The organism is Flavisolibacter tropicus (assembly GCF_001644645.1).
Taxonomy (GTDB): Bacteria; Bacteroidota; Bacteroidia; order Chitinophagales; family Chitinophagaceae; genus Flavisolibacter; species Flavisolibacter tropicus.
The window spans coordinates 1,011,160-1,029,780 of the sequence record NZ_CP011390.1; the positions used below are offsets into that span (position 1 = coordinate 1,011,160).

Genomic DNA, 18,621 nt, shown 5'->3' on the forward strand with positions numbered 1-18,621 from the left:
TTTTAACTGAAACGCTTTAATGCCAGGAACAAAGCACCATATGGTAGAAAAAATTCCATTTTACTTCCATGGAAACCTTTTCGATTTTCTACCAAAGCGGATTCAAATGCCATACCCATATCCTCTTTTTACTACAACTACAGTAAAAGATGCCATAGAGGCCATAGGTGTTCCTCATGTAGAAGTAGGAGCAATTAAAGTGAAGGAAGAAGCCGTATCCTTTTCTTATTTATTACAGCCACCTGATACTGTAGAAGTATTTCCCTATCAGCCCTCTCAAAAACTAAATGACATCTTGCGCCCTGCCCTCAACGAGCCTTACCGCTTCATTCTGGATGTGCATTTGGGAAGCCTTGCCCGGTTGCTTCGGCTTTCTGGATTTGACACCTATTACCAAACCGAAGCTGAAGACGCCACCATTGCCCAGATAGCAGCAACAGAAAAGCGCATTGTCTTGACCAGGGATATTGGCCTCCTCAAGCATAAAATTATCGACTGGGGCTATTGGATTCGCTCCCAGCATAAAGAGGAGCAGTTTAGGGAAGTAGCCTGCCGGTATGAGCTCTGGTCGTCATTCTCTCCTTTCACCTACTGTCTGGCTTGTAATGGAAAGATTGTTCAAGCTCCTAAAGAAAGCGTATTAGACCTGCTTCCATCCAATGCAGCTTTTTACTTCCAATCATTTTATCAATGCCAGAATTGTAAAAAGGTTTATTGGAAAGGATCTCATTATGATCACATGCTGCAAACACTGGAACGGTTACATTCACAAAGCCCTGGCTGCTGAATTATTTACGGGCTGCCAACCGATTTTTTATCTGAACCTTATATTGGAGAATAACACGGTCATTTAAAACCACCTGCAATTGACTAATAGTAGGAGAAGCAATCACATATTTATAAAACAACCGGTTGCCTTTCCGGCTAAAGGAAGGCGTTCTAAATGGTGTAGCAGTAATTTGGGGCAAAATTCCCACTTCAAAATAAGGGTTAGATGAAACAAAAAATTGTGTTGCCTTAACATCAGTTTCCAGCTCAAATTCAATTGTATCCCCTACTGCCGCCTCAATATTTCCTACTTCTGGCTTAAAGCTCTGGATCTTATACTTTATATATGCCTGATGCCTAAAAGGCCCATACTCAAACTCTCTCAAGCCTGGCGGATTAGTTAACAATGTCCAATAGCTAAGCTCGGGATAATGATCTTCTATAAATTGCTGTGGCGGAGCCAGGTAATACGATTCATTAAAATCTTTTACATATGCATCTCCAAATGTTACATAGCCACTGGCCCAGGTAACATCCAATAAACGCCAGGTATTGTCTAAGTAAACAGCATTCCATGTATGGTTTGTTACAAATCGATTACCAGATCGTATATAATTGGTTCTGGCATAGCCATAGATAATTTCGCATCGTATGCCGGCGTAATCGCAAAGTGTCTTAAATAGTCTTGAATAGCCCTCACAAATAGCCACCCGGCGCTGAAGTACCAACTGTGCTATTCGCTCATTTAGTGGTGAAAGAATTCTACTGGTATCATCTGACACAAACGAATTATACTGATTAGTATAGTTCCGCGATGGCTTTTGATATAAAACAGTGTTGTAAGCAATATTTTCCGTGATCCAATAAAAGATGGCTCTTACCTTTTCCGCATCTGTTTTATAAGGGGCTGATAGCTTTTTAGCCAATGAAGTCGGCGTTTTAGCATCTACTGTACGTGCATAGGCATCAATAGCTGTAGTATTTACAGTTTGTGATTTTGTCTTTAAAAGCAGTAGTAGGAAAGCAAATAGAAAGCTAGAGCATTTCATTTCATCGACAGCCGCTTAACACGGTACTACCAAATTTCAATCTTTTCCCGAATTCTGCAACAGGTTTAACATATGAAAAATGATGTTAATAGATGGTCAATCGGTTTCCGAATATCCATTAAAATGTGCTAGTTTTCTTGCCACCATTGCTGTTTTTCAATGGCCTTTTCCAGGAACAAATAGCATTTTAAAACCATATTACTCCTATTTAAACTGCATATAAGCCGTATCTATATAGGGGCGGGTTATAGGCGGCTTATATACGGGTTATATACAGCTTATTTGCGGGTTATTGCTGATTTAGGTAAGGAATTGACGATACCTGAAGAACGAAAAAGGCAGCTATAATAAAAAGGCTTAAGAGTTAAGCGTATCAGCATGATTGATACTATCTTTTTCATTTTGGGAACAAAAAAGCCACTCAGTATACTGAGTGGCGACAGACGCCCTATTGGCGTCACCAGATATTTGAATGGATGAACCCGGTTAGGCGATACCAACCGAAGGTTTTCCATGAATACTCTGTAGATTCATAATACCTCCTTTTCTTTGGTGAGTCCTGAAGTTACGACACTTTAAGATCAAAATTTATATGAAAGACAACTTTAAAAGTGTAATTCCGTTATTTTATAAAATCCTTAGGAGTAATTTGCAGTTAAACTCACAGAAATATTAGGGCATGAACGAATCGCTTTTTTATCAAGCTGTTAATACAAAGGCTAAGGAAAATGGAATCAACCCCATTCTTTTATTAGCGGGCATTGAAGGGTTGTATACCTTCAAAGATGTACCTCTAAGTGAAATCAATTATGACTTTCTTGACAGCCTGATCATCACCATTTTCACATTACGTATCGGCGACCAGTTTCATGCCATGGCGGAACAAAACCTTTCCAGTAAAAACATGGAGCACCAGATGACGGCAATTGAAGAGTTAACGGAACTAACACCTGCCGTTATTGAGCGTTCCGATAATCAATATCTAAAATCGTTTGCCCATGTAGTAAATGGGAAGACGCCTATTCGAAAGTATCACGAAAAGGCCCTTGAAGCCGCAGCCATTGAGGTGCAAAAAGCACAAGCACATTTTAAAGAAAAAAGCATAGGGGCCATTGTTATTGAAGTATGTAGGAATGATATAGGTGGCAAGATGGACCTAAAAGCCGTTTTTGGTTAAAGACCTTAACAATTTTGAATACTAATTTTTTGTTTCTTTAAGTATGAAACTTTTGCTTCCCTTACTTTTTAGTCTACCCATCAGCGTTTTTGGACAAGATTGTTCCTTAAAGAAAACCAAGGATCAGTTCTCCCAGGAGCCAAAACTCACTACAGGTTTTGTTAACTTAAGCAATGCCAAACTATCAATGGATGCTGATGCCAAGGAAATACATCTATTATTTTTAATAGGAAGCAACGGTGAAATGAAGTGTTTTGAAGAAGCTTCTACCTTAACAATAGCCTTTGATAGCACCAATACAAAGGCAAATTTGAGAAACGGCGGTAGTATGAACTGTGAAGGCTATTTTGATGTGGTGTTTAAGAATACACCCACCACTACTTCTTATTTAAATCGCCTAACTACTCATACAGTGAAGACACTGACCTTTACTGGAAACAATAAAACGGTAACGGTTGTTACCCTTAGCGATGATCAAAAAGCCCTCCTAAGGCAGCTAGCAAATTGTATAGCTACAGAAAGCAAAACGCTGATAAAGTAAATACCTCCTCGTTATAAGTTGCGCAGTTTAATGGACAGGTGTACAGTAGTGCCATTAGTGACTGGAAACTTATTCTCATCAAATGTAGGGGCACTGGCAAATGGCAGCTTATTAAGGGAAGCGCCATAGCCCTCTTTTGGGATACCCATAAAGTTCTTATCCATTTTATTGTTCCTATTGGTATCATGAAAAAGAAAGATGGCGTAGGTTCCTGCAGGCACATTGTCAAACTGCACCTGTGACCGCTTTTGGTTAATGGTTACTTGGACGCATTGAAAGGGATTTCCACTTTCCCCTTTGAACGAAGCCGCACTATTAAAAAGACAAGCACGGCACATTCCTTTATCATTTTCAAAGTTGGAGATATCAGCAATTATTTTTGACTGAGCTAGGCTTACTTGCTGGAGAAAAAAGACCATAGCGCCAACTCCCATCCAATGTTTCATATGGTATTTACATTTTCTCATTGTTTTGCAAATAAAGTTCCAAATCAGGAATAATACTGTTTACGCATGCAATTGTTCATTGGTGCACATGTTCACTTAAACAATTTGGGGGCATGAAAACCTTTGTAAATAATTCAAAAGACTACTGAATGACTACAAAATTTTTCGCGATTTGATAGAAGCTTCAATCCGACTACTTACACTTTGCAGCCTCTAAACTTTTATAAATTAATGAACAAGAGAACGCAAGAATAAACTAATAACTTAAAACAGTAGCAACTCGCCCTATACACCTCTACCGTGGCAGGATATTTGAATAGATAATAAAGGCCCACGATACCTTCCACTAAACCCGGGACTATGCCACTACCCTCAAACGCTACAAAGCCCCTTGTATTAGTATTTCCTTGTGCCCATACCACAAACTACCAACGATGCCTGGTAATTGCCCAGCATCTAAGACCATTTTTTGAAATGCGCTTTATTCATACTGACCAACAAGCGCACCTAGTCTATCAACAAGGCTTTGAGACTTTTAATGGCAACTTCTTCCCGCTTCTTCACTATTTGATTGAAGAAAAATTACCAGGAGTTCATGAAACAAATCCGGAGTTGATGTTCCTAGAACAAGTGGAAATTTTAGAAACCCTGCAACCGGCATTGATAATCGGAGATAACGACTATACCTTAAGTATGGCCGCAGAATTTACAGGTATCCCAATCATTTCTGTAATGAATGGCTACCAGTCTCCCTACTTTGCCAACAGAAGTATATTTCATAGTCAATTCAGAAACTATGAACCCTTTTGCCGCATAAGAGAAAAGTACGGGCTGCGAGAAAAAAATTCAATTCAAGAAGAGTTAGAAGGTGATCTAAACTGGATATGCGACCTCCCTGAATTGTTTCCCCAAAAAGAACTGCCTTATCATTATGAATTGATAGGGCCACTAATTGAAGTGCCCAGGCCTTCCAAAGCAACAGGAATTGAAAAGCTTTCATCATTCAAAAAAAACATACTAATTGATCTGGATGATACAAAACCGGTCAATTGGTTAGAGGTATTGGATACCATTACTTGCCAGGGATATAATCTGACAGTTCGTGCAACCAATCAAAACCCAAAGCTCCTGCACTTAAGGAGAACGTCAAGCTGTATTAATTCGGCGCATTTATTTGCCAAGGCAGATCTTTTGGTTTGTAACACGGAAGGTTTACTATATGAAGCTTTGTTTTATGGCTTACCTGTAATATTCAAATGCCAATTTGCCTATCAGGAACGAATAATAGAAGCACTAGAATATTGGCAAATAGGTACCTCCTGGAGTCATACAACCTCAACAGTAAAAAAGACTTTTGATTATTGGATTAGCAATAAACGTTCAGACATGCATAGGACCTTACAATACAAATTAAAGGCATCCTTAAATTCATTGGGGAGTAAACTACTTCAGAGTATCACACTACATTTTCCCTATTTGGATAGGCTCAGTGTACCAGTATCAAAATGAGCTAGTTTTTATAAGCTGTTTAAAAATCAGCTCTACATAAGCACTCATCAAATTGATCAAGATCAAGTGCTATTTCAGTAAGCAACCTCTGCAATTGTAATAAATAACCTGTTCTATTTTATTTTTGCCTATTACTACCAACTCTTCTGTCTTTAACAATTTATTGCCGATAATTTCACCCCTTTCACCGACTTCGGATTATATCTGGGCACAAACTGCTGTAATTTTAGAACACAATAAACCTCTGCAATACCTAAACCCAATCGTATGAAAAAATACCTGTCCGAAAAAAATGCTTTAACTGTAATGGTGAGTTTGTTTTGCTTTGTGATGTTGATCGTTTCTTTTTTTAAAAAGGAATCAATGTGGGAAACAATTGCCTTTGCTTTGGCATTTAGCTTTTCGATTGAAATTATTTGCCACCGGACAAAAGAAAACAGCTAATCAATTTACATTTTTATAGAATAAAAGAGCCGCATCAATCATTCAAAACGATGCGGCTCCTTTATTTACCACGTATACAAGGATCTTAATTAACTTCTATTATATCGATCTCTGATATATTCTTCAATTTCATCCTGATCAAAACCAACTTCCTGAATTGCTTTTAAAATGTCTTCTATTGGAGCTTTGAGCCTTCTGGCTAACTTTTGAATTTGATACTCCTCTGTTCCAAAAACTCCGAAACGATCGGTACTGGATATAAAACTCGTATAGTTGTACATAAGGTGTTTTTCTCTTGCACAAATCGAAAACTGTACCGTTTTGTAAACCGTAGCCTTATATGATATTTTATCAGCTAATTACTTGTTTATAAATAAGAATTGCAGAAAATATTGCTCACCCTCTCTTAAAACTAATTAGCATCACTGTCTTTACAGGCATGTCTTTTGTAAAACTTGAAATATCAATACGAGTGATATGAAAAAGATTTTAAGTGCCGTTGCAATCGTTACGATAACTATGGCCTCTTGTGATAACATGAGTGGCTATTTTAAAAGTGAAAGTTCGCATAATGCATTAGATAGCACCAATAGTCAAATGGCAACTGTTGTTTCAAGAGATTTAAGTATTTCACCCACCAATGCTTACTCTGACCTATTCCTAGATAGTGCGGCTATGGAACAATATATTCAGCAGCAAAAAGTTTCAGACACACTTGCCAGGGATCTGCGCAATTTCTATAACACAAGAAATTATCAATATGCCTGGTTCAATACGCAAGGTATAACTGAGCAAGGGCGTAACTTTTGGAGTTTGTATGAATCGACAATCGATGATAAGCATTACAAACCAGATTCCTTATTAGACAAACGACTAGATACATTATTAGCAGAAGATACATTGCTTATAGCAACAACAGATTCTAACTATATTAAAACAGAACTAGCTATAACAAAAGAGTTTATTCAATATGCCAAGGTAAATGGCAACGCCGACTGGAATCATTTAGTGCCAATAAAAAAAGTAGATGCACTACAATTAGCGGATTCACTAAGCAATAAAATTGACACGGTACAATTTGCTAACAATCGGTCCTATATGCTTATGCGGGAACAACTTAAACACTATTCAGCTATTGCAAAGCAAGGTGGTTGGAAGCCTCTTACTTTAGATGCTAAAACAATAAAGAAAGGCACTTCCTCACCTGGTATTTCCAATTTGAAAAAACGTTTGTTGACAAGTGGTGATTATTCTGCCAATGATACAACGGCTTTGTTTAATGATTCCTTAGAAGTGGCCATAAAATCGCTTCAAGAGCGATATGGTTACAAACCTACCGGTATCATAACAGACACACTAATTACTGCATTGAATACTCCTGTAGAACAGCGCATACAACAGTTACTAATCAACATGAACCGTATGGCTTGGATGCCAGTGCCACAGAGAAACCAGGTTATAGAAGTTAATATCCCCTCTTATATGTTATATGTATATGAGAATAATGCGAAGGCATTTGACATGGAAGTGGTTGTAGGTAAAGAAGGCACCAATACAATGATGTTTACAGGCAACCTGGATCAGATTGTATTTAACCCCAGCTGGAACATTCCACAAAGTATTGTGGAAGCTGAGATCTTGCCCGCAATGCAAAAGGACCCGAATTACCTAAAGAAAAACAATATGGAGATTATAAATAAAAATGACAGCATTCCACAGATTCGTCAACTGCCAGGTAAAGACAATCCCTTAGGAAAGGCGAAGTTCTTATTCCCGAATAGTTATGAGATCTATTTTCATGATTCACCATCAAAGAGCTTATTCGATAAGGACAAACGAGCCTTTAGTCATGGCTGTATTCGTTTGGCCGATGCCAACAAAATGGCGCAGTATTTATTAAAAGGGCAAGCAGATTGGACACCCGAAAAAATCCTACAGGCGATGAATAGCAACAAAGAGCAAACTGTTAAGTTACAAAAGCCAGTTCCGGTAGTTATAAATTATTATACAGCCTGGGTTGACGATAGTGGACGCTTAAATTTTAGGGAAGACATTTACAAGCATGATATGACAACAGCTTCAAGAATGTTTACCAATAATACAAGCAGTAATCTAACACCTACAACAGATACTACTAAACGCGTTTGATCTGAAGGAATAGCGATTTCGGAAAAGGCCCTGATTCTTAAAATTGGGGCCTTTTAGTTTTTAAACACCTGGGTGATCATTAGACCATATATACCGCCGTCGAGTATACCAATTCCTATTCTTCCATAACGTGGCTGTAAAATATTGGCTCTGTGGCCGGGCGACTCCATTAAACCATTGTGTGCAATAGTAAGGGTTTGAGCAAGTGCCAGGTTTTCTCCAGCTACTAAAAACCGGACGCCTGCTGCTTTTAATCGATCAGAAACGGTTTTACCCTCTAAAGAATAATGAGAGAAATAGCCTCGGCTGAACATATCTTGTGAGTGAGAGCGCCCCACTTGCACTAATGTAGGATCAAGGACCAAAGGGGAAAGTCCTTTTTTTCCCCTCTCCGCATTTACCAACTCCACCATTTTCACTTCCAGATCTTGCCGAGGTGTAGCATTATTAACAGTAAAGTTTAAATGTACAGTCTCGTCTGACCCAGGATGTACGACCAGATTATTAATAGACTTTTTGACAGCCCCATCAAATACCGGTGCTAGTTTTTCATCTAGCCACTCTATTTTCCCAGCAAGGATATTAGCCGTACTGCTCTTCCGAGTTGTAGCGGTGATATTATTTGAAATTGGAAAGGCTAACAAAAGGGCTGCAATAATTGCTGCATTGATCAGACCTGTAAGAAAACCAGGCAAAAGCCCCAATGCTCTATTGACAGTATGCTGATGAACGTCTCTACTATTTGGAAATATCCAGTAGAGTAAGGAGGACATTAAAATCTTTGAAAGCACCAGTAGAAAAATAAAAGCTACGGGTGCGCTCCACACATCTGCAGCTTTTAAAGATGACACAAGTATCGAAGCAACATATTGATAACCAATAAAGGCAATAAAAACACTTCCGATCCAAGTTCCAAGATCGATTGAACCCATTATAAACCCTTTACTCCATCCGCTCCAAATAGCCAATAATATAACCAGCCATAAAAGAACATCGATATAGTTCATAGAACTGACTTCTAACTTTGAAGTTAGACAGTTTTAAGATTTTTTTTCATCTTCTGACCTCTTATTATCCTTACTAATGGCATCTTCTTGGGCTGCTTCATAATCATCATCAAAGCGGGCGGCGTCAGTACTTCTCTTTTCAACCCTTCGAATACCACCTTCCCGGGGCTCTTTTTGCTGCCTTACTTTGGGGTCTGTAGGTGCCGTACTGTCATCTCGTGTCTCTGCGGGACTATTGACATTAACCGATTGTTTATTGTTATTCTTATTCATAATTGACTGTTTTAATGACAACAATCAAATTATATGCGAGAGAATGGCACAGATTAGCAGAAATCAACTGGAATTAAGGATTCTTTTATAAAGTTGAGCATAGATTTTGCAATAGCATAGGATCAATACTGTATAATGATGCTGAACTTTTTTAGAAATATAGCGTTCACCAAGCTGGTAAAATCTGCTGACCGCTTGAGAGAATTTAATTTCCGCCGGTTACCCTCTTCCAATGAGGAGCTTTTCCATGTAGATGTGAGTGATGACAGAGGAAACCGTATCATCTTTAAAATGCATAAAGATGCTTCAGGAATGTGGCATTTTGTAGATAACAACCTCCCCCCGTGGATTGTTAGTTCTGAGACCAGACTACATGAAGTAATTGAAGAAGAGCTACAGCGTTCTTCCGTGGCTTAACTTATAAATTAAAAGGCTTCTTTAAAAGAAGCCTTTTTTAATATCTACTATCTGTTTATGCTTTCCATTTAGAGGATACTTTTTTCTGAATTTCTACGTCCTGCATAAAAGCGCCTGTTTCTTCATCTGAATACCTGCCATAAGCATCTATTAATGTGCCCTTACGCCCGTCACTTGTTTCAATTGCATAAATAATCGACATATCGTCAGGATCAGAATTACCTTCATACCGGTAGAAGTTTACTGCTTTTATTTCTTTTGCCTTATAGGTCTTTTTAGGATCTGTTGTTGAGCGCAAAAGCTTCTTTTCTACCTTAAACTGATCAGTAAACCCGTCAGCCTCCAGTTTATTGATTATTTTCTCTTCATCCGTCATAAAGGTCATACGATCATTCGGCTGATTCACGTTTTGATTATTTACGTTGCTATTTGCTGTGTTCATAACCTAAGATTTTAAAGGCTTTCTTGTTTTAAAAAGAAAGTACCAGCTATTCTACTGCTAATATGATGCCTTTATAATCATAAGATGGAAATTCTTCGCATTGTGGTATTTCCTCTACTCTTGTTTAATCATCTGTTGTATTCATTCAACCTTTGATATTCTATAACTCAACTTATTACAAGGCTGAACAATTAAAAACCCTGCTTTTAGCAGGGTTTTATAAGAGATTTAAAATTTGCAATTTCTATAGCTTTTGAAGGCTTCTGGCATCTATCATGCCTTTAAAACTTGGTCTATCTAAAACACTGTTACCTTCATTTACATTGGCCCGCTTTGAATCATCAATGTTTGAAGGCACTACTTTTCCAAATGAACCCGTTGAAATATACTGAAGCACACTAGCCAAAGAAGACTCATTAACATCTCCCCAATCCTTATCCAAACCATCGGCAGATTTGTTAGTTAATGGTAATCCATTGTAATAATTTCCTTCACCAGCTTTATTGGTACTTTTAAAAGAAACTGGGAAAATATACCAACTACCCACCGCTACTGGGAAATACCCTACAGGCTTTCCGTAGGTAGCAGATGGACCAACGATCTTAACATCTAAAACTGGTTTTAAATTATTTATTAATAACTCGCTGGCCGAGGCGGTACTTTTACTAACAATAAAGAAAATCCGACTTAGATTCAGGTTCCCTAGTTTTTTAAAATAATCGGTGCTATTATACTTTGTATACTTATCATTAAACTCTTGTTTCATCATTAAATTCCCATTGGCTGATGATGGCGCTAAATAGTTAGCCAGCTTTTGCTGAACCGATACATACCCACCACCATTATACCGAAGGTCAATAACCACATCCTGAACACCAGCGTTGACAAAGCGGCTAAACACCTGAGAAAATTTATTATAGACAGCTGTAGTATCTCCTAAAAAGGAATTGAATACCATATATCCTACTTTAGAAGAACCCGTGGTGTAAACAGAATCTAATTGAACTGGGTTTTCCAGATATGTACCTGCATTAAGCGTTAAATCGACTGTACTATTATCAGGCTTTTGAAAAGTAAAAGTGGTTGCAGCGCTATTATAAACAGCGCTAATAATAGCGTTTGCATTACCGGTAGTAATATTATCACTACCATTCAGTTTTAGTATCCGCCATCCTCTACGAATGCCAGCCTTACCGGCAGGAGATTTTTCCTCTACATAGCTAACACGTAAATCGCCCTCTTGTTTGAAGAATACATTGATCCCAAAGTCGCCTCCAACACCAGAGCTAACATTATTCCATTGGCTTTGATCAATAGCAAAACTCCAACGGTCTACTGCAGAAGCATAGCCTGGCTCAATACTATATTGCCGTATTCCTTCCATTTCCTTATTCAGATCACTATAACTCCTGGCATTAAAAGTTGAAGGAATTTGTTTATACCACAGATAAAGATCTTTAGAATAAAGCAGAGCTGTGTCTTTTAATTTATCTGCTTCAGAAGGATTACTAGTTGGGTCGTTTGCTGGCGCATCATCATTATTTTTCTTACAGGCAGCAAAACTGGTAATACCCAAAAGGGCTATCCAAAGCCAACGGTGTTTTGAAACTAACATAGATGTGTACGTGTGTATTTTTATAATTTCAAGTTACTACAGAGTTTGAAAACGAATCTTTAAAATCGGTTGATATCTAACGTTTTAACAACTTCTGTTAGTATACTTAAATAAACACATGAGTCATAAACTTATTTTGGGGATTCTATAGTAGCTACTATTGTATCGCAATTAGGGCAATGCAACTCTTTAATTTTACTCACACCATAAAAATCAATAAGATTAGCATCACTAGCCTTACCTGCCCAGCCACATTTTTCACAAACCAGGTCTTCATCAATATAGTCTTCCGGATCAAGTATTTTATCCATAATAGGGAATAATTTTAGCTTAATGCGTATATACAAGCAATAATCAGGCAAATACCAAGATCTGTATGCGTAAGAGTGCCGGGATACTTCTTTACAGGAAAGAAAAGAGTAAAATTGAAGTTCTACTCGTACATCCAGGTGGCCCTTTCTGGGCACAGAAAGATCTAGGTGTATGGTCCATACCAAAAGGAGAGTATAATGAAAACGAAGACCCATTACTGGCGGCTGTACGAGAAGTAGAAGAAGAAACTGGCTACCGTCCCCAAGGTCCTTTCCTTCCGCTTGCTCCTATAAAACAAAAAGCCGGCAAGCAGGTAATGGCTTGGGCAGCCGAAGGTGACTTAAACCCCGAAACAATAAAGTCCAATACGTTCAAATTGCAATGGCCGCCAAATTCCGGAAAGTGGATAACGATACCTGAGGTAGATAAAGCTGGTTGGTTTAGCCCTGCTGTTGCCAAACAGAAGATCATTCCTACGCAAATTCCATTAATTGTTGAGTTATTAGTCAATCTCAAAATTGATAATTAAACGCAATTGGCACTGATCGTTTAAATTCGCTTCCATTATTCTATGAACATAGCTATTGAAACTATTCTTTTCCTTTGTTTGGCCTCTTTTATGGCTGGCTTTGTTGATGCTATTGTAGGAGGTGGTGGGCTTATTCAAACACCCGCGGCCTTGATTCTACTTCCTGCTTATCCTGTAGCAGCCGTTATTGCTTCAACCAAAATTCCATCTTTTTCAGGCACTGCCATGGCTGCAGCCCAATATATCCGAAAAGTACCTATCAAGTGGAAATTGATTTCCATAGTATGCACAATAGCCTTTTTTGCATCTTTTGCAGGATCACAATTACTTACCATGGTGAGTAATTCGTTTATGAAACCAGTTTTACTAGTTGTGCTGTCTTCAGTGGCCGTTTATACTTATAGCAAAAAGAATTTTGGGGAGCACACTGAAAAACAACACAGCCCACAAAAAGAAATTGTACTTGGAATACTATTCAGTTTAATCCTAGGATTTTACGACGGGTTTATTGGCCCTGGTACCGGTAGTTTTTTTATCCTGGCTTTTATTACCCTTTTAGGTTTTGATTTTTTAAAAGCATCTGCCTCTGCTAAGTTGGTCAATCTGGCTACCAACTTAGGCTCCATTACACTTTTTATTATACAAGGTAAAATTATATGGAAAGTGGCTATCCCTATGGCGGTGTCTAATGCTATTGGTGGTGCTATAGGCGCCCGGCTAGCTATAGCAAAGGGAAATCATTTTATACGCATCTTTTTCTTAATAGTAGTATTTGGCACACTTTTACGCTTTCTATATGATGTAATTTAAGTTTCATCTTATTTCCTTCATTGACAATAACTTACAGAGCCTTTACAATACAAGTGTTTGTCCATTTGGATATGCCCAAGCTATAAATCTTTATTGTGGCACAATTCTGTTATTTTCTTTCTCAAATGCACGATTATGAAGCGCGATGAAGAATTTCCTAAAATGCAGACGACTGCCACCTCTCCCCTGCAAAATCTTGAAATGCACATTACCTCTGCTTCTGTAGAGAACGCACATGCAACTGGCGATGGAGCTGTAAAAAAAACTGATGAGCTAGACCCATGCGATGAAAATGAAGAAAGCACAACAGAATCAACACCTTATTAATAAAGATCAGCTATGGATACACTTTTTACAACCGAATTGGAAATGAATGGAAGAACAGAAACCTTCCAGGTCTCTTTTCATGATGACAAGTATATATTCCAGGCGCTAACCAGCAATATGCAATTTAGCATTCGTCGTGAAGAAGATGAATGGCATCCTGTAGATCCCATAGATGAGCAGTTAAAAAATGCAGCAACCGAAAAATTGGACAATTACCTGCTGGCACAACATTAAAGTGGGAACGTATCTAAAGGCATCTATTGCTTTCATACAACTGTTGCAAAACTTCTATAGGTTTATGTTGCAAATTCCACAAATAACCTCATTAATTCAAATAGGAAAGCCTTTTCTAAGCACTTTACCCTAATCTTTTACTTTTTTTCCTGATGATTGTTCATTGGAACAGTGTTTGAAATTTATAGAGTATAAAACGAAGTGATATGTTTCCAGTGTGGTTTTTCATAATGCTGATTATAGTAATCTGCTACCTTTTAATAATAACGCGTCCAAGCGAGGAAAGTATATTGGCTACAAGTCGTAACAATATTCGTAAGGTTCAGTTTTGGTTTCGGAATATGGGGCGCTAATTAATAAATACATTGTGGTGCAGTTTCTATATTAAAATGGCTTTAAAGCCATTTTTTTGTGGCATTTACTGTTCAATAAAGTATTAGAATAATAATAAAGCCTTGCTGTTTGCAAGGCTTTTGACTGATATATAATGTGATAAAGTTTAATCAGCTGAACGACCGCCACGTAACAAGGCTACTAATAATAAAATAAATATAGCAGCACCAACAATCCACACTAACGGAGATGCATACCAATTATTATGTCCACCATTGGAATTAATGTTTACATCAAGCTCTCCTTTTTTCTCCTGGGCAAATGTAATAGCACTTACCAAAGCCGCCACTACAGATAAATAGGCTTTTTTCATAACTTCCTTTTATATACCCATGTTTAAAAAAATATGCCAAATCTGCACCATAAGCCGTTTTAATCAAACTTTCAAGTGTTTATTGCTGATAATTCCTGGCTCCGAAGAGTAAACTCCCAATTCTGACCATTGTGCTCCCTTCTTCCACTGCTAACTGATAATCACCGCTCATTCCCATGGAAAGAATAGTAAACATGGGTAGATTACTGTTATATTTATTAAACAGACTTCGTAAATATTGAAATTCTCGCCGCACTAACGTTTGATCATCACTAAAAGAGGCCATTCCCATCAAACCCCGAATGCGTACATTCTTTAATTGATCTATACCTGATTGGGTAATTACTTCTTCCAATTCTTTACTATCCAGGCCAAACTTCGTTTCTTCTTGGGCTATGTGTATTTGCATCAACACATCAATTACACGACCTTGCTTTTCTCCTTGCTTATTAATTTCCTTCAATAGTTTATAGCTATCCACTCCATGAATCAAGTGTACAAACGGAGCTATATATTTAACCTTGTTTGATTGTAAATGTCCAATAAAATGCCAGCGAATATCAGATGGCATTTTCGACTGTTTATCTATCAGTTCCTGTACATAGTTTTCTCCAAAATCACGTTGTCCTAATTCATACAATTCCTGTATTGCTTCTACAGGCTTTGTTTTGGATACTGCTACAAGCGTAACATTTTTCTGATTTAAGTCTTTACCAATCTCTTGGTATGTATTCTTATTAACCAACATTTTCTTTCTATTGCTTACTATCAAAGGTAGGCACCATATCCATTCTGTTTCTTAGAATCATCTTATGATAGATCAATAGCCTTGAAAGCTGATACGCTAAATAAAAAAGCGCTCCTCTTGGAGCGCTTTTACTTTCAAGTTAATTTCTATTACTTCAATATCGTTCGGCTTATTACAATACGCTGTACCTCAGAAGTTCCTTCATAGATCTGCGTAATCTTAGCATCGCGCATCAAACGCTCTACATGGTATTCTTTTACAAAGCCATAGCCACCATGTATTTGTACTGCTTCAGTTGTAGTCCACATTGCGGTTTCTGAAGCAAATACTTTGGCCATTGAAGAACTAAGGGTATAATCCTTCATCTGATCTTTTTCAAATGCCGCACGCAAACACAATAAGCGTGAGGCCTCAATTTTAGTAGCCATATCTGCCAATTTGAAGGCAATAACCTGATGGTTGGCTATTTCAGTTCCAAAAGCTTTACGCGTTTTAGAATAAGCTAACGCTAACTCGTATGCGCCACTAGCAATACCTAGCGCCTGAGAAGCAATACCAATTCGTCCGCCAGCTAACGTCTTCATAGCAAACTTAAAACCAAAGCCATCTTCACCGATTCTGTTCTCTTTTGGCACTTTTACATCATTGAACAAAATAGTGTGCGTATCTGATGCGCGAATACCCAGTTTATTCTCTTTGGCTGCCACTACTACACCCGGCCAGTTTTTCTCTACAATTAATACATTGATACCTTTAGGACCCAACTCTGGATTGGTTTGAGCAATAACTAGATATACAGAAGCTGTCCCCCCATTGGTGATCCAGTTTTTAGTACCATTCAATAAATAATAATCACCTTTATCTTCTGCAGTAGTTCTTTGTGAAGTAGCATCGCTTCCTGCCTCAGGCTCACTTAATAGGAAAGCTCCAGTATACAGTTCGCCATCTTTTAAACCATGTGCCAAGGGCGTCAGGTATTTTTGTTTTTGCTCTTCAGAGCCATATGCTTCTAACCCGTAACATACCAAGCTATTGTTAACGCTCATGCATACGCTAACACTGGCATCTACTTTAGAAATCTCCTCCATGGCAAGTACATAGCTTATTGTGTCTAAGCCACTACCACCATATTTAGGATCAACCATCATTCCTAGGAAACCTAGTTCGGCCAGTTTCATAATTTGTTCACGAGGAAATTGTTGTTTCTCATCACGTTCAATTACACCTGGCAAGCATTCGTTTTGTGCGAAATCGCGGGCGGCCCGCTGAATCATTAAATGTTCTTCGCTTAGTTGGAAGTTCATGAGTATTATTTGTGGCGCAAATGTAATGGAAAAGACGGCTGATTGTAAATGCCCAAATAGCCCCTCTTAAACCCATTACAAATCAATCACTTATGAATAAAATAACAAAGCCAATCAAGCAGATTTGGAGCCATTATTTGAATAAATACAGCATTTAGTTTATAGATTTGAGTAAAATTGATTAAAGGCCACATTTTAGGCCCCAAACCTTTATTTTCTCCCTCTTTCAATCCCTCTCCCCTTTTTCTCGCTGCATCCTATTTTTGCCTCATGGATATTCAGATAATTTCTTCCAATTCACCCGCCTATGAGCAAATGATCAATCTCAGAATGGAGGTTTTGCTTGATCCAATTGGCATACCCAGATCCTATATTAACCCAGAAAAAGAAAGCCTGGATAACTTGATTGCCGCCTTTGAGAACGATCAGGTAATTGGTTGCTGTATTCTCACTCCCAGCATCAACAATAGCATTCAGCTTCGCCAGATGGCAGTTAAACAAACTATTCAACGAAGTGGCATAGGTGCATCAATTATTACATTCGCAGAAGCCAAAGCAAAGGAAATGGGTTATAAAACATTGTTTATGAACGCGAGAGACGTAGTTCTGCCCTTTTACGAAAAACAAGGCTATCAAATAGATGGAGAGGGCTTTAAAGAGGTTAATATTCCACACCATAAAATGAAAAAGGAGCTATAAAGCTCCTTTTTCAACAATTCAATTTATTTTCTCTACGCTGCTCTACCCATTTGTTTTAAAAATGAAACATGTGAAGCTACCGCATGTATCATCTTTGGATATTCAATATAAGGAACATCATACTCAGCACATGTTTGCTTAATGATTTTACTAATAGCTGGGTAATGAATATGAGAAATTTTAGGAAATAAATGGTGTTCAATCTGAAAGTTCAAACCGCCTACGAACCAGCTAATAACTCTGTTACGAGGTGCAAAGTTGGCGGTAGTCTTTAACTGGTGAATAGCCCACTCATCATCCAGTTTGCCAGTCTCTGCATCTGGCATCGGGAAATGAGTATGCTCCACGGTATGTGCCAATTGGAATACTATACTTATAACAAAACCTGCTACCAGCGTAGTTATTAAGAATCCAACTAACCATGAAATAAAACCAACTTCATAGATTGGCAAACCAATAAACAAAAACACATACAACAATTTAAAGCCCCAAAAAACAAGATGATCGTAAAAGCTCATCTTCTTCAAAGGCATAGATCCTACACGTTGCTTAAAATACTTTTGAAAGTCCAGCACAAACACCCAAAGCACATACAACATGGCATATAATACCCAGAAATAGCGATGCTGATATTTATGGAAACCATATTTCGGCTGTGTAGAACTCATGCGCATCCAAGGCTGAATGTCTATATCATCGTCAATACCATCAATATTAGTATAGGCATGGTGAATTACATTATGCTTCATATTCCACATAAAAGAACTTCCACCTAATACCTCTAAAGAAAAAGCAGCCAGCTCATTTACCCATTTGTACTTACTAAAACTACCATGAGCCCCATCGTGCATGATATTAAAGCCTATGGCAGCAATTGAACCTGCAAAGATTACACATTCTACTATGGCCCAAAAAACTGGCGGAGTGAAAAACACCAGATGTATATACATAAAAATGAAAGCCGAAACCAAAAGAATGGCTTTAAGAGAAAGAGCTACTCCACCTGTAGACTTTTTACCAGTTTGCTGAAAATACTGGTTAATACGTTTTTTTAACTCTGAATGAAAAGAGTGCTTTACGTTTGAGAATTTCGGTGTTGCCATTACAAATACGCAG

Annotated in this window: 24 protein-coding genes; 12 read left to right on the forward strand and 12 right to left on the reverse strand. The window is 38.0% G+C overall.

Going from position 1 to position 18,621, the window contains the following annotated elements; genetic code table 11:
* Positions 1–19 precede the first annotated feature (19 nt).
* Positions 20–787: a Mut7-C ubiquitin/RNAse domain-containing protein gene (locus SY85_RS04045; RefSeq protein ID WP_226998999.1), complete on the forward strand. Its 768-nt coding sequence runs from the start codon at positions 20–22 to the stop codon at positions 785–787.
* 1 nt (position 788) lies between these two features.
* Here the strand turns inward: SY85_RS04045 and SY85_RS04050 are convergent, their stop codons facing one another.
* Positions 789–1,817, reverse strand: coding sequence for a transglutaminase domain-containing protein (locus SY85_RS04050; RefSeq protein ID WP_066401921.1), 1,029 nt, complete (start codon positions 1,815–1,817; stop codon positions 789–791).
* A gap of 679 nt (positions 1,818–2,496) precedes the next feature.
* Between SY85_RS04050 and SY85_RS04055 the strand changes: the two genes are divergently transcribed.
* Complete coding sequence (locus SY85_RS04055) at positions 2,497–2,994, forward strand: hypothetical protein (RefSeq protein ID WP_066401922.1); 498 nt, start codon at positions 2,497–2,499, stop codon at positions 2,992–2,994.
* 43 nt (positions 2,995–3,037) lie between these two features.
* The gene (locus SY85_RS04060; protein WP_066401923.1) at positions 3,038–3,535 is read left to right on the forward strand and encodes a hypothetical protein; all 498 of its coding nucleotides are present in this window, start codon (positions 3,038–3,040) and stop codon (positions 3,533–3,535) included.
* 11 nt (positions 3,536–3,546) lie between these two features.
* On the opposite strand, the gene SY85_RS04065 is transcribed toward SY85_RS04060, so the two are convergent.
* Positions 3,547–3,981 (reverse strand): DUF2141 domain-containing protein, encoded by a 435-nt coding sequence (locus SY85_RS04065; protein ID WP_099459367.1) that lies wholly within the window; start codon positions 3,979–3,981, stop codon positions 3,547–3,549.
* A gap of 360 nt (positions 3,982–4,341) precedes the next feature.
* Between SY85_RS04065 and SY85_RS04070 the strand changes: the two genes are divergently transcribed.
* Together SY85_RS04070 and SY85_RS25590 are read left to right on the forward strand one after the other, a co-directional pair.
* Entirely contained in the window at positions 4,342–5,490 is a 1,149-nt protein-coding gene (locus tag SY85_RS04070; protein ID WP_066401925.1) for a hypothetical protein, read from the forward strand.
* Positions 5,491–5,757: 267 nt separating this feature from the next.
* Positions 5,758–5,934 (forward strand): hypothetical protein, encoded by a 177-nt coding sequence (locus tag SY85_RS25590; protein WP_158512932.1) that lies wholly within the window; start codon positions 5,758–5,760, stop codon positions 5,932–5,934.
* An 89-nt stretch (positions 5,935–6,023) separates the two neighbouring features.
* Here SY85_RS25590 and SY85_RS04075 read toward each other — a convergent pair whose 3' ends face one another.
* Positions 6,024–6,215: a DUF3606 domain-containing protein gene (locus tag SY85_RS04075; protein ID WP_066401926.1), complete on the reverse strand. Its 192-nt coding sequence runs from the start codon at positions 6,213–6,215 to the stop codon at positions 6,024–6,026.
* A 196-nt stretch (positions 6,216–6,411) separates the two neighbouring features.
* Here SY85_RS04075 and SY85_RS04080 point away from each other — a divergent pair, with 196 nt between their 5' ends.
* Entirely contained in the window at positions 6,412–8,082 is a 1,671-nt protein-coding gene (locus SY85_RS04080) for a L,D-transpeptidase family protein (protein WP_066401927.1), read from the forward strand.
* A gap of 53 nt (positions 8,083–8,135) precedes the next feature.
* Here SY85_RS04080 and SY85_RS04085 read toward each other — a convergent pair whose 3' ends face one another.
* Together SY85_RS04085 and SY85_RS04090 are read right to left on the reverse strand one after the other, a co-directional pair.
* Entirely contained in the window at positions 8,136–9,089 is a 954-nt protein-coding gene (locus SY85_RS04085) for a CvpA family protein (protein ID WP_066401928.1), read from the reverse strand.
* Between the two features lie 33 nt (positions 9,090–9,122).
* Positions 9,123–9,362: a hypothetical protein gene (locus SY85_RS04090; RefSeq protein ID WP_066401929.1), complete on the reverse strand. Its 240-nt coding sequence runs from the start codon at positions 9,360–9,362 to the stop codon at positions 9,123–9,125.
* Positions 9,363–9,497: 135 nt separating this feature from the next.
* Here SY85_RS04090 and SY85_RS04095 point away from each other — a divergent pair, with 135 nt between their 5' ends.
* Positions 9,498–9,779, forward strand: a complete 282-nt coding sequence (locus SY85_RS04095) for a hypothetical protein (protein WP_066401930.1) — start codon at positions 9,498–9,500, stop codon at positions 9,777–9,779.
* Between the two features lie 55 nt (positions 9,780–9,834).
* Here the strand turns inward: SY85_RS04095 and SY85_RS04100 are convergent, their stop codons facing one another.
* The 3 genes from SY85_RS04100 to SY85_RS04110 all read right to left on the reverse strand — a co-directional run bounded on the left by SY85_RS04100 (position 9,835) and on the right by SY85_RS04110 (position 12,147).
* Positions 9,835–10,221 (reverse strand): hypothetical protein, encoded by a 387-nt coding sequence (locus tag SY85_RS04100; RefSeq protein ID WP_099459368.1) that lies wholly within the window; start codon positions 10,219–10,221, stop codon positions 9,835–9,837.
* A gap of 244 nt (positions 10,222–10,465) precedes the next feature.
* The gene (locus tag SY85_RS04105; protein ID WP_066401931.1) at positions 10,466–11,836 is read right to left on the reverse strand and encodes a S41 family peptidase; all 1,371 of its coding nucleotides are present in this window, start codon (positions 11,834–11,836) and stop codon (positions 10,466–10,468) included.
* Positions 11,837–11,967: 131 nt separating this feature from the next.
* The gene (locus tag SY85_RS04110; RefSeq protein ID WP_066401932.1) at positions 11,968–12,147 is read right to left on the reverse strand and encodes a hypothetical protein; all 180 of its coding nucleotides are present in this window, start codon (positions 12,145–12,147) and stop codon (positions 11,968–11,970) included.
* A gap of 65 nt (positions 12,148–12,212) precedes the next feature.
* Here SY85_RS04110 and SY85_RS04115 point away from each other — a divergent pair, with 65 nt between their 5' ends.
* The 4 genes from SY85_RS04115 (at position 12,213) to SY85_RS04130 (ending at position 14,048) form a co-directional block, all read left to right on the forward strand.
* Positions 12,213–12,677: an NUDIX hydrolase gene (locus tag SY85_RS04115; RefSeq protein ID WP_066401933.1), complete on the forward strand. Its 465-nt coding sequence runs from the start codon at positions 12,213–12,215 to the stop codon at positions 12,675–12,677.
* 42 nt (positions 12,678–12,719) lie between these two features.
* On the forward strand, positions 12,720–13,487 hold the full coding sequence (locus tag SY85_RS04120; protein ID WP_066401934.1) for a TSUP family transporter: 768 nt from the start codon (positions 12,720–12,722) through the stop codon (positions 13,485–13,487).
* Positions 13,488–13,622: 135 nt separating this feature from the next.
* Positions 13,623–13,814 (forward strand): hypothetical protein, encoded by a 192-nt coding sequence (locus SY85_RS04125; protein WP_066401935.1) that lies wholly within the window; start codon positions 13,623–13,625, stop codon positions 13,812–13,814.
* A 12-nt stretch (positions 13,815–13,826) separates the two neighbouring features.
* Complete coding sequence (locus SY85_RS04130) at positions 13,827–14,048, forward strand: hypothetical protein (RefSeq protein WP_066401936.1); 222 nt, start codon at positions 13,827–13,829, stop codon at positions 14,046–14,048.
* 499 nt (positions 14,049–14,547) lie between these two features.
* Here SY85_RS04130 and SY85_RS04135 read toward each other — a convergent pair whose 3' ends face one another.
* The 3 genes from SY85_RS04135 to SY85_RS04145 all read right to left on the reverse strand — a co-directional run bounded on the left by SY85_RS04135 (position 14,548) and on the right by SY85_RS04145 (position 16,806).
* Positions 14,548–14,754 (reverse strand): hypothetical protein, encoded by a 207-nt coding sequence (locus SY85_RS04135; protein WP_066401937.1) that lies wholly within the window; start codon positions 14,752–14,754, stop codon positions 14,548–14,550.
* A gap of 79 nt (positions 14,755–14,833) precedes the next feature.
* Positions 14,834–15,502, reverse strand: coding sequence for a YggS family pyridoxal phosphate-dependent enzyme (locus SY85_RS04140; RefSeq protein ID WP_066401938.1), 669 nt, complete (start codon positions 15,500–15,502; stop codon positions 14,834–14,836).
* A gap of 149 nt (positions 15,503–15,651) precedes the next feature.
* Entirely contained in the window at positions 15,652–16,806 is a 1,155-nt protein-coding gene (locus SY85_RS04145; protein WP_066401939.1) for an acyl-CoA dehydrogenase family protein, read from the reverse strand.
* Positions 16,807–17,076: 270 nt separating this feature from the next.
* Here SY85_RS04145 and SY85_RS04150 point away from each other — a divergent pair, with 270 nt between their 5' ends.
* Positions 17,077–17,505, forward strand: coding sequence for a GNAT family N-acetyltransferase (locus SY85_RS04150; RefSeq protein ID WP_066409343.1), 429 nt, complete (start codon positions 17,077–17,079; stop codon positions 17,503–17,505).
* 32 nt (positions 17,506–17,537) lie between these two features.
* Here SY85_RS04150 and SY85_RS04155 read toward each other — a convergent pair whose 3' ends face one another.
* Positions 17,538–18,608 (reverse strand): fatty acid desaturase family protein, encoded by a 1,071-nt coding sequence (locus SY85_RS04155; RefSeq protein WP_066401940.1) that lies wholly within the window; start codon positions 18,606–18,608, stop codon positions 17,538–17,540.
* Positions 18,609–18,621: the final 13 nt, after the last annotated feature.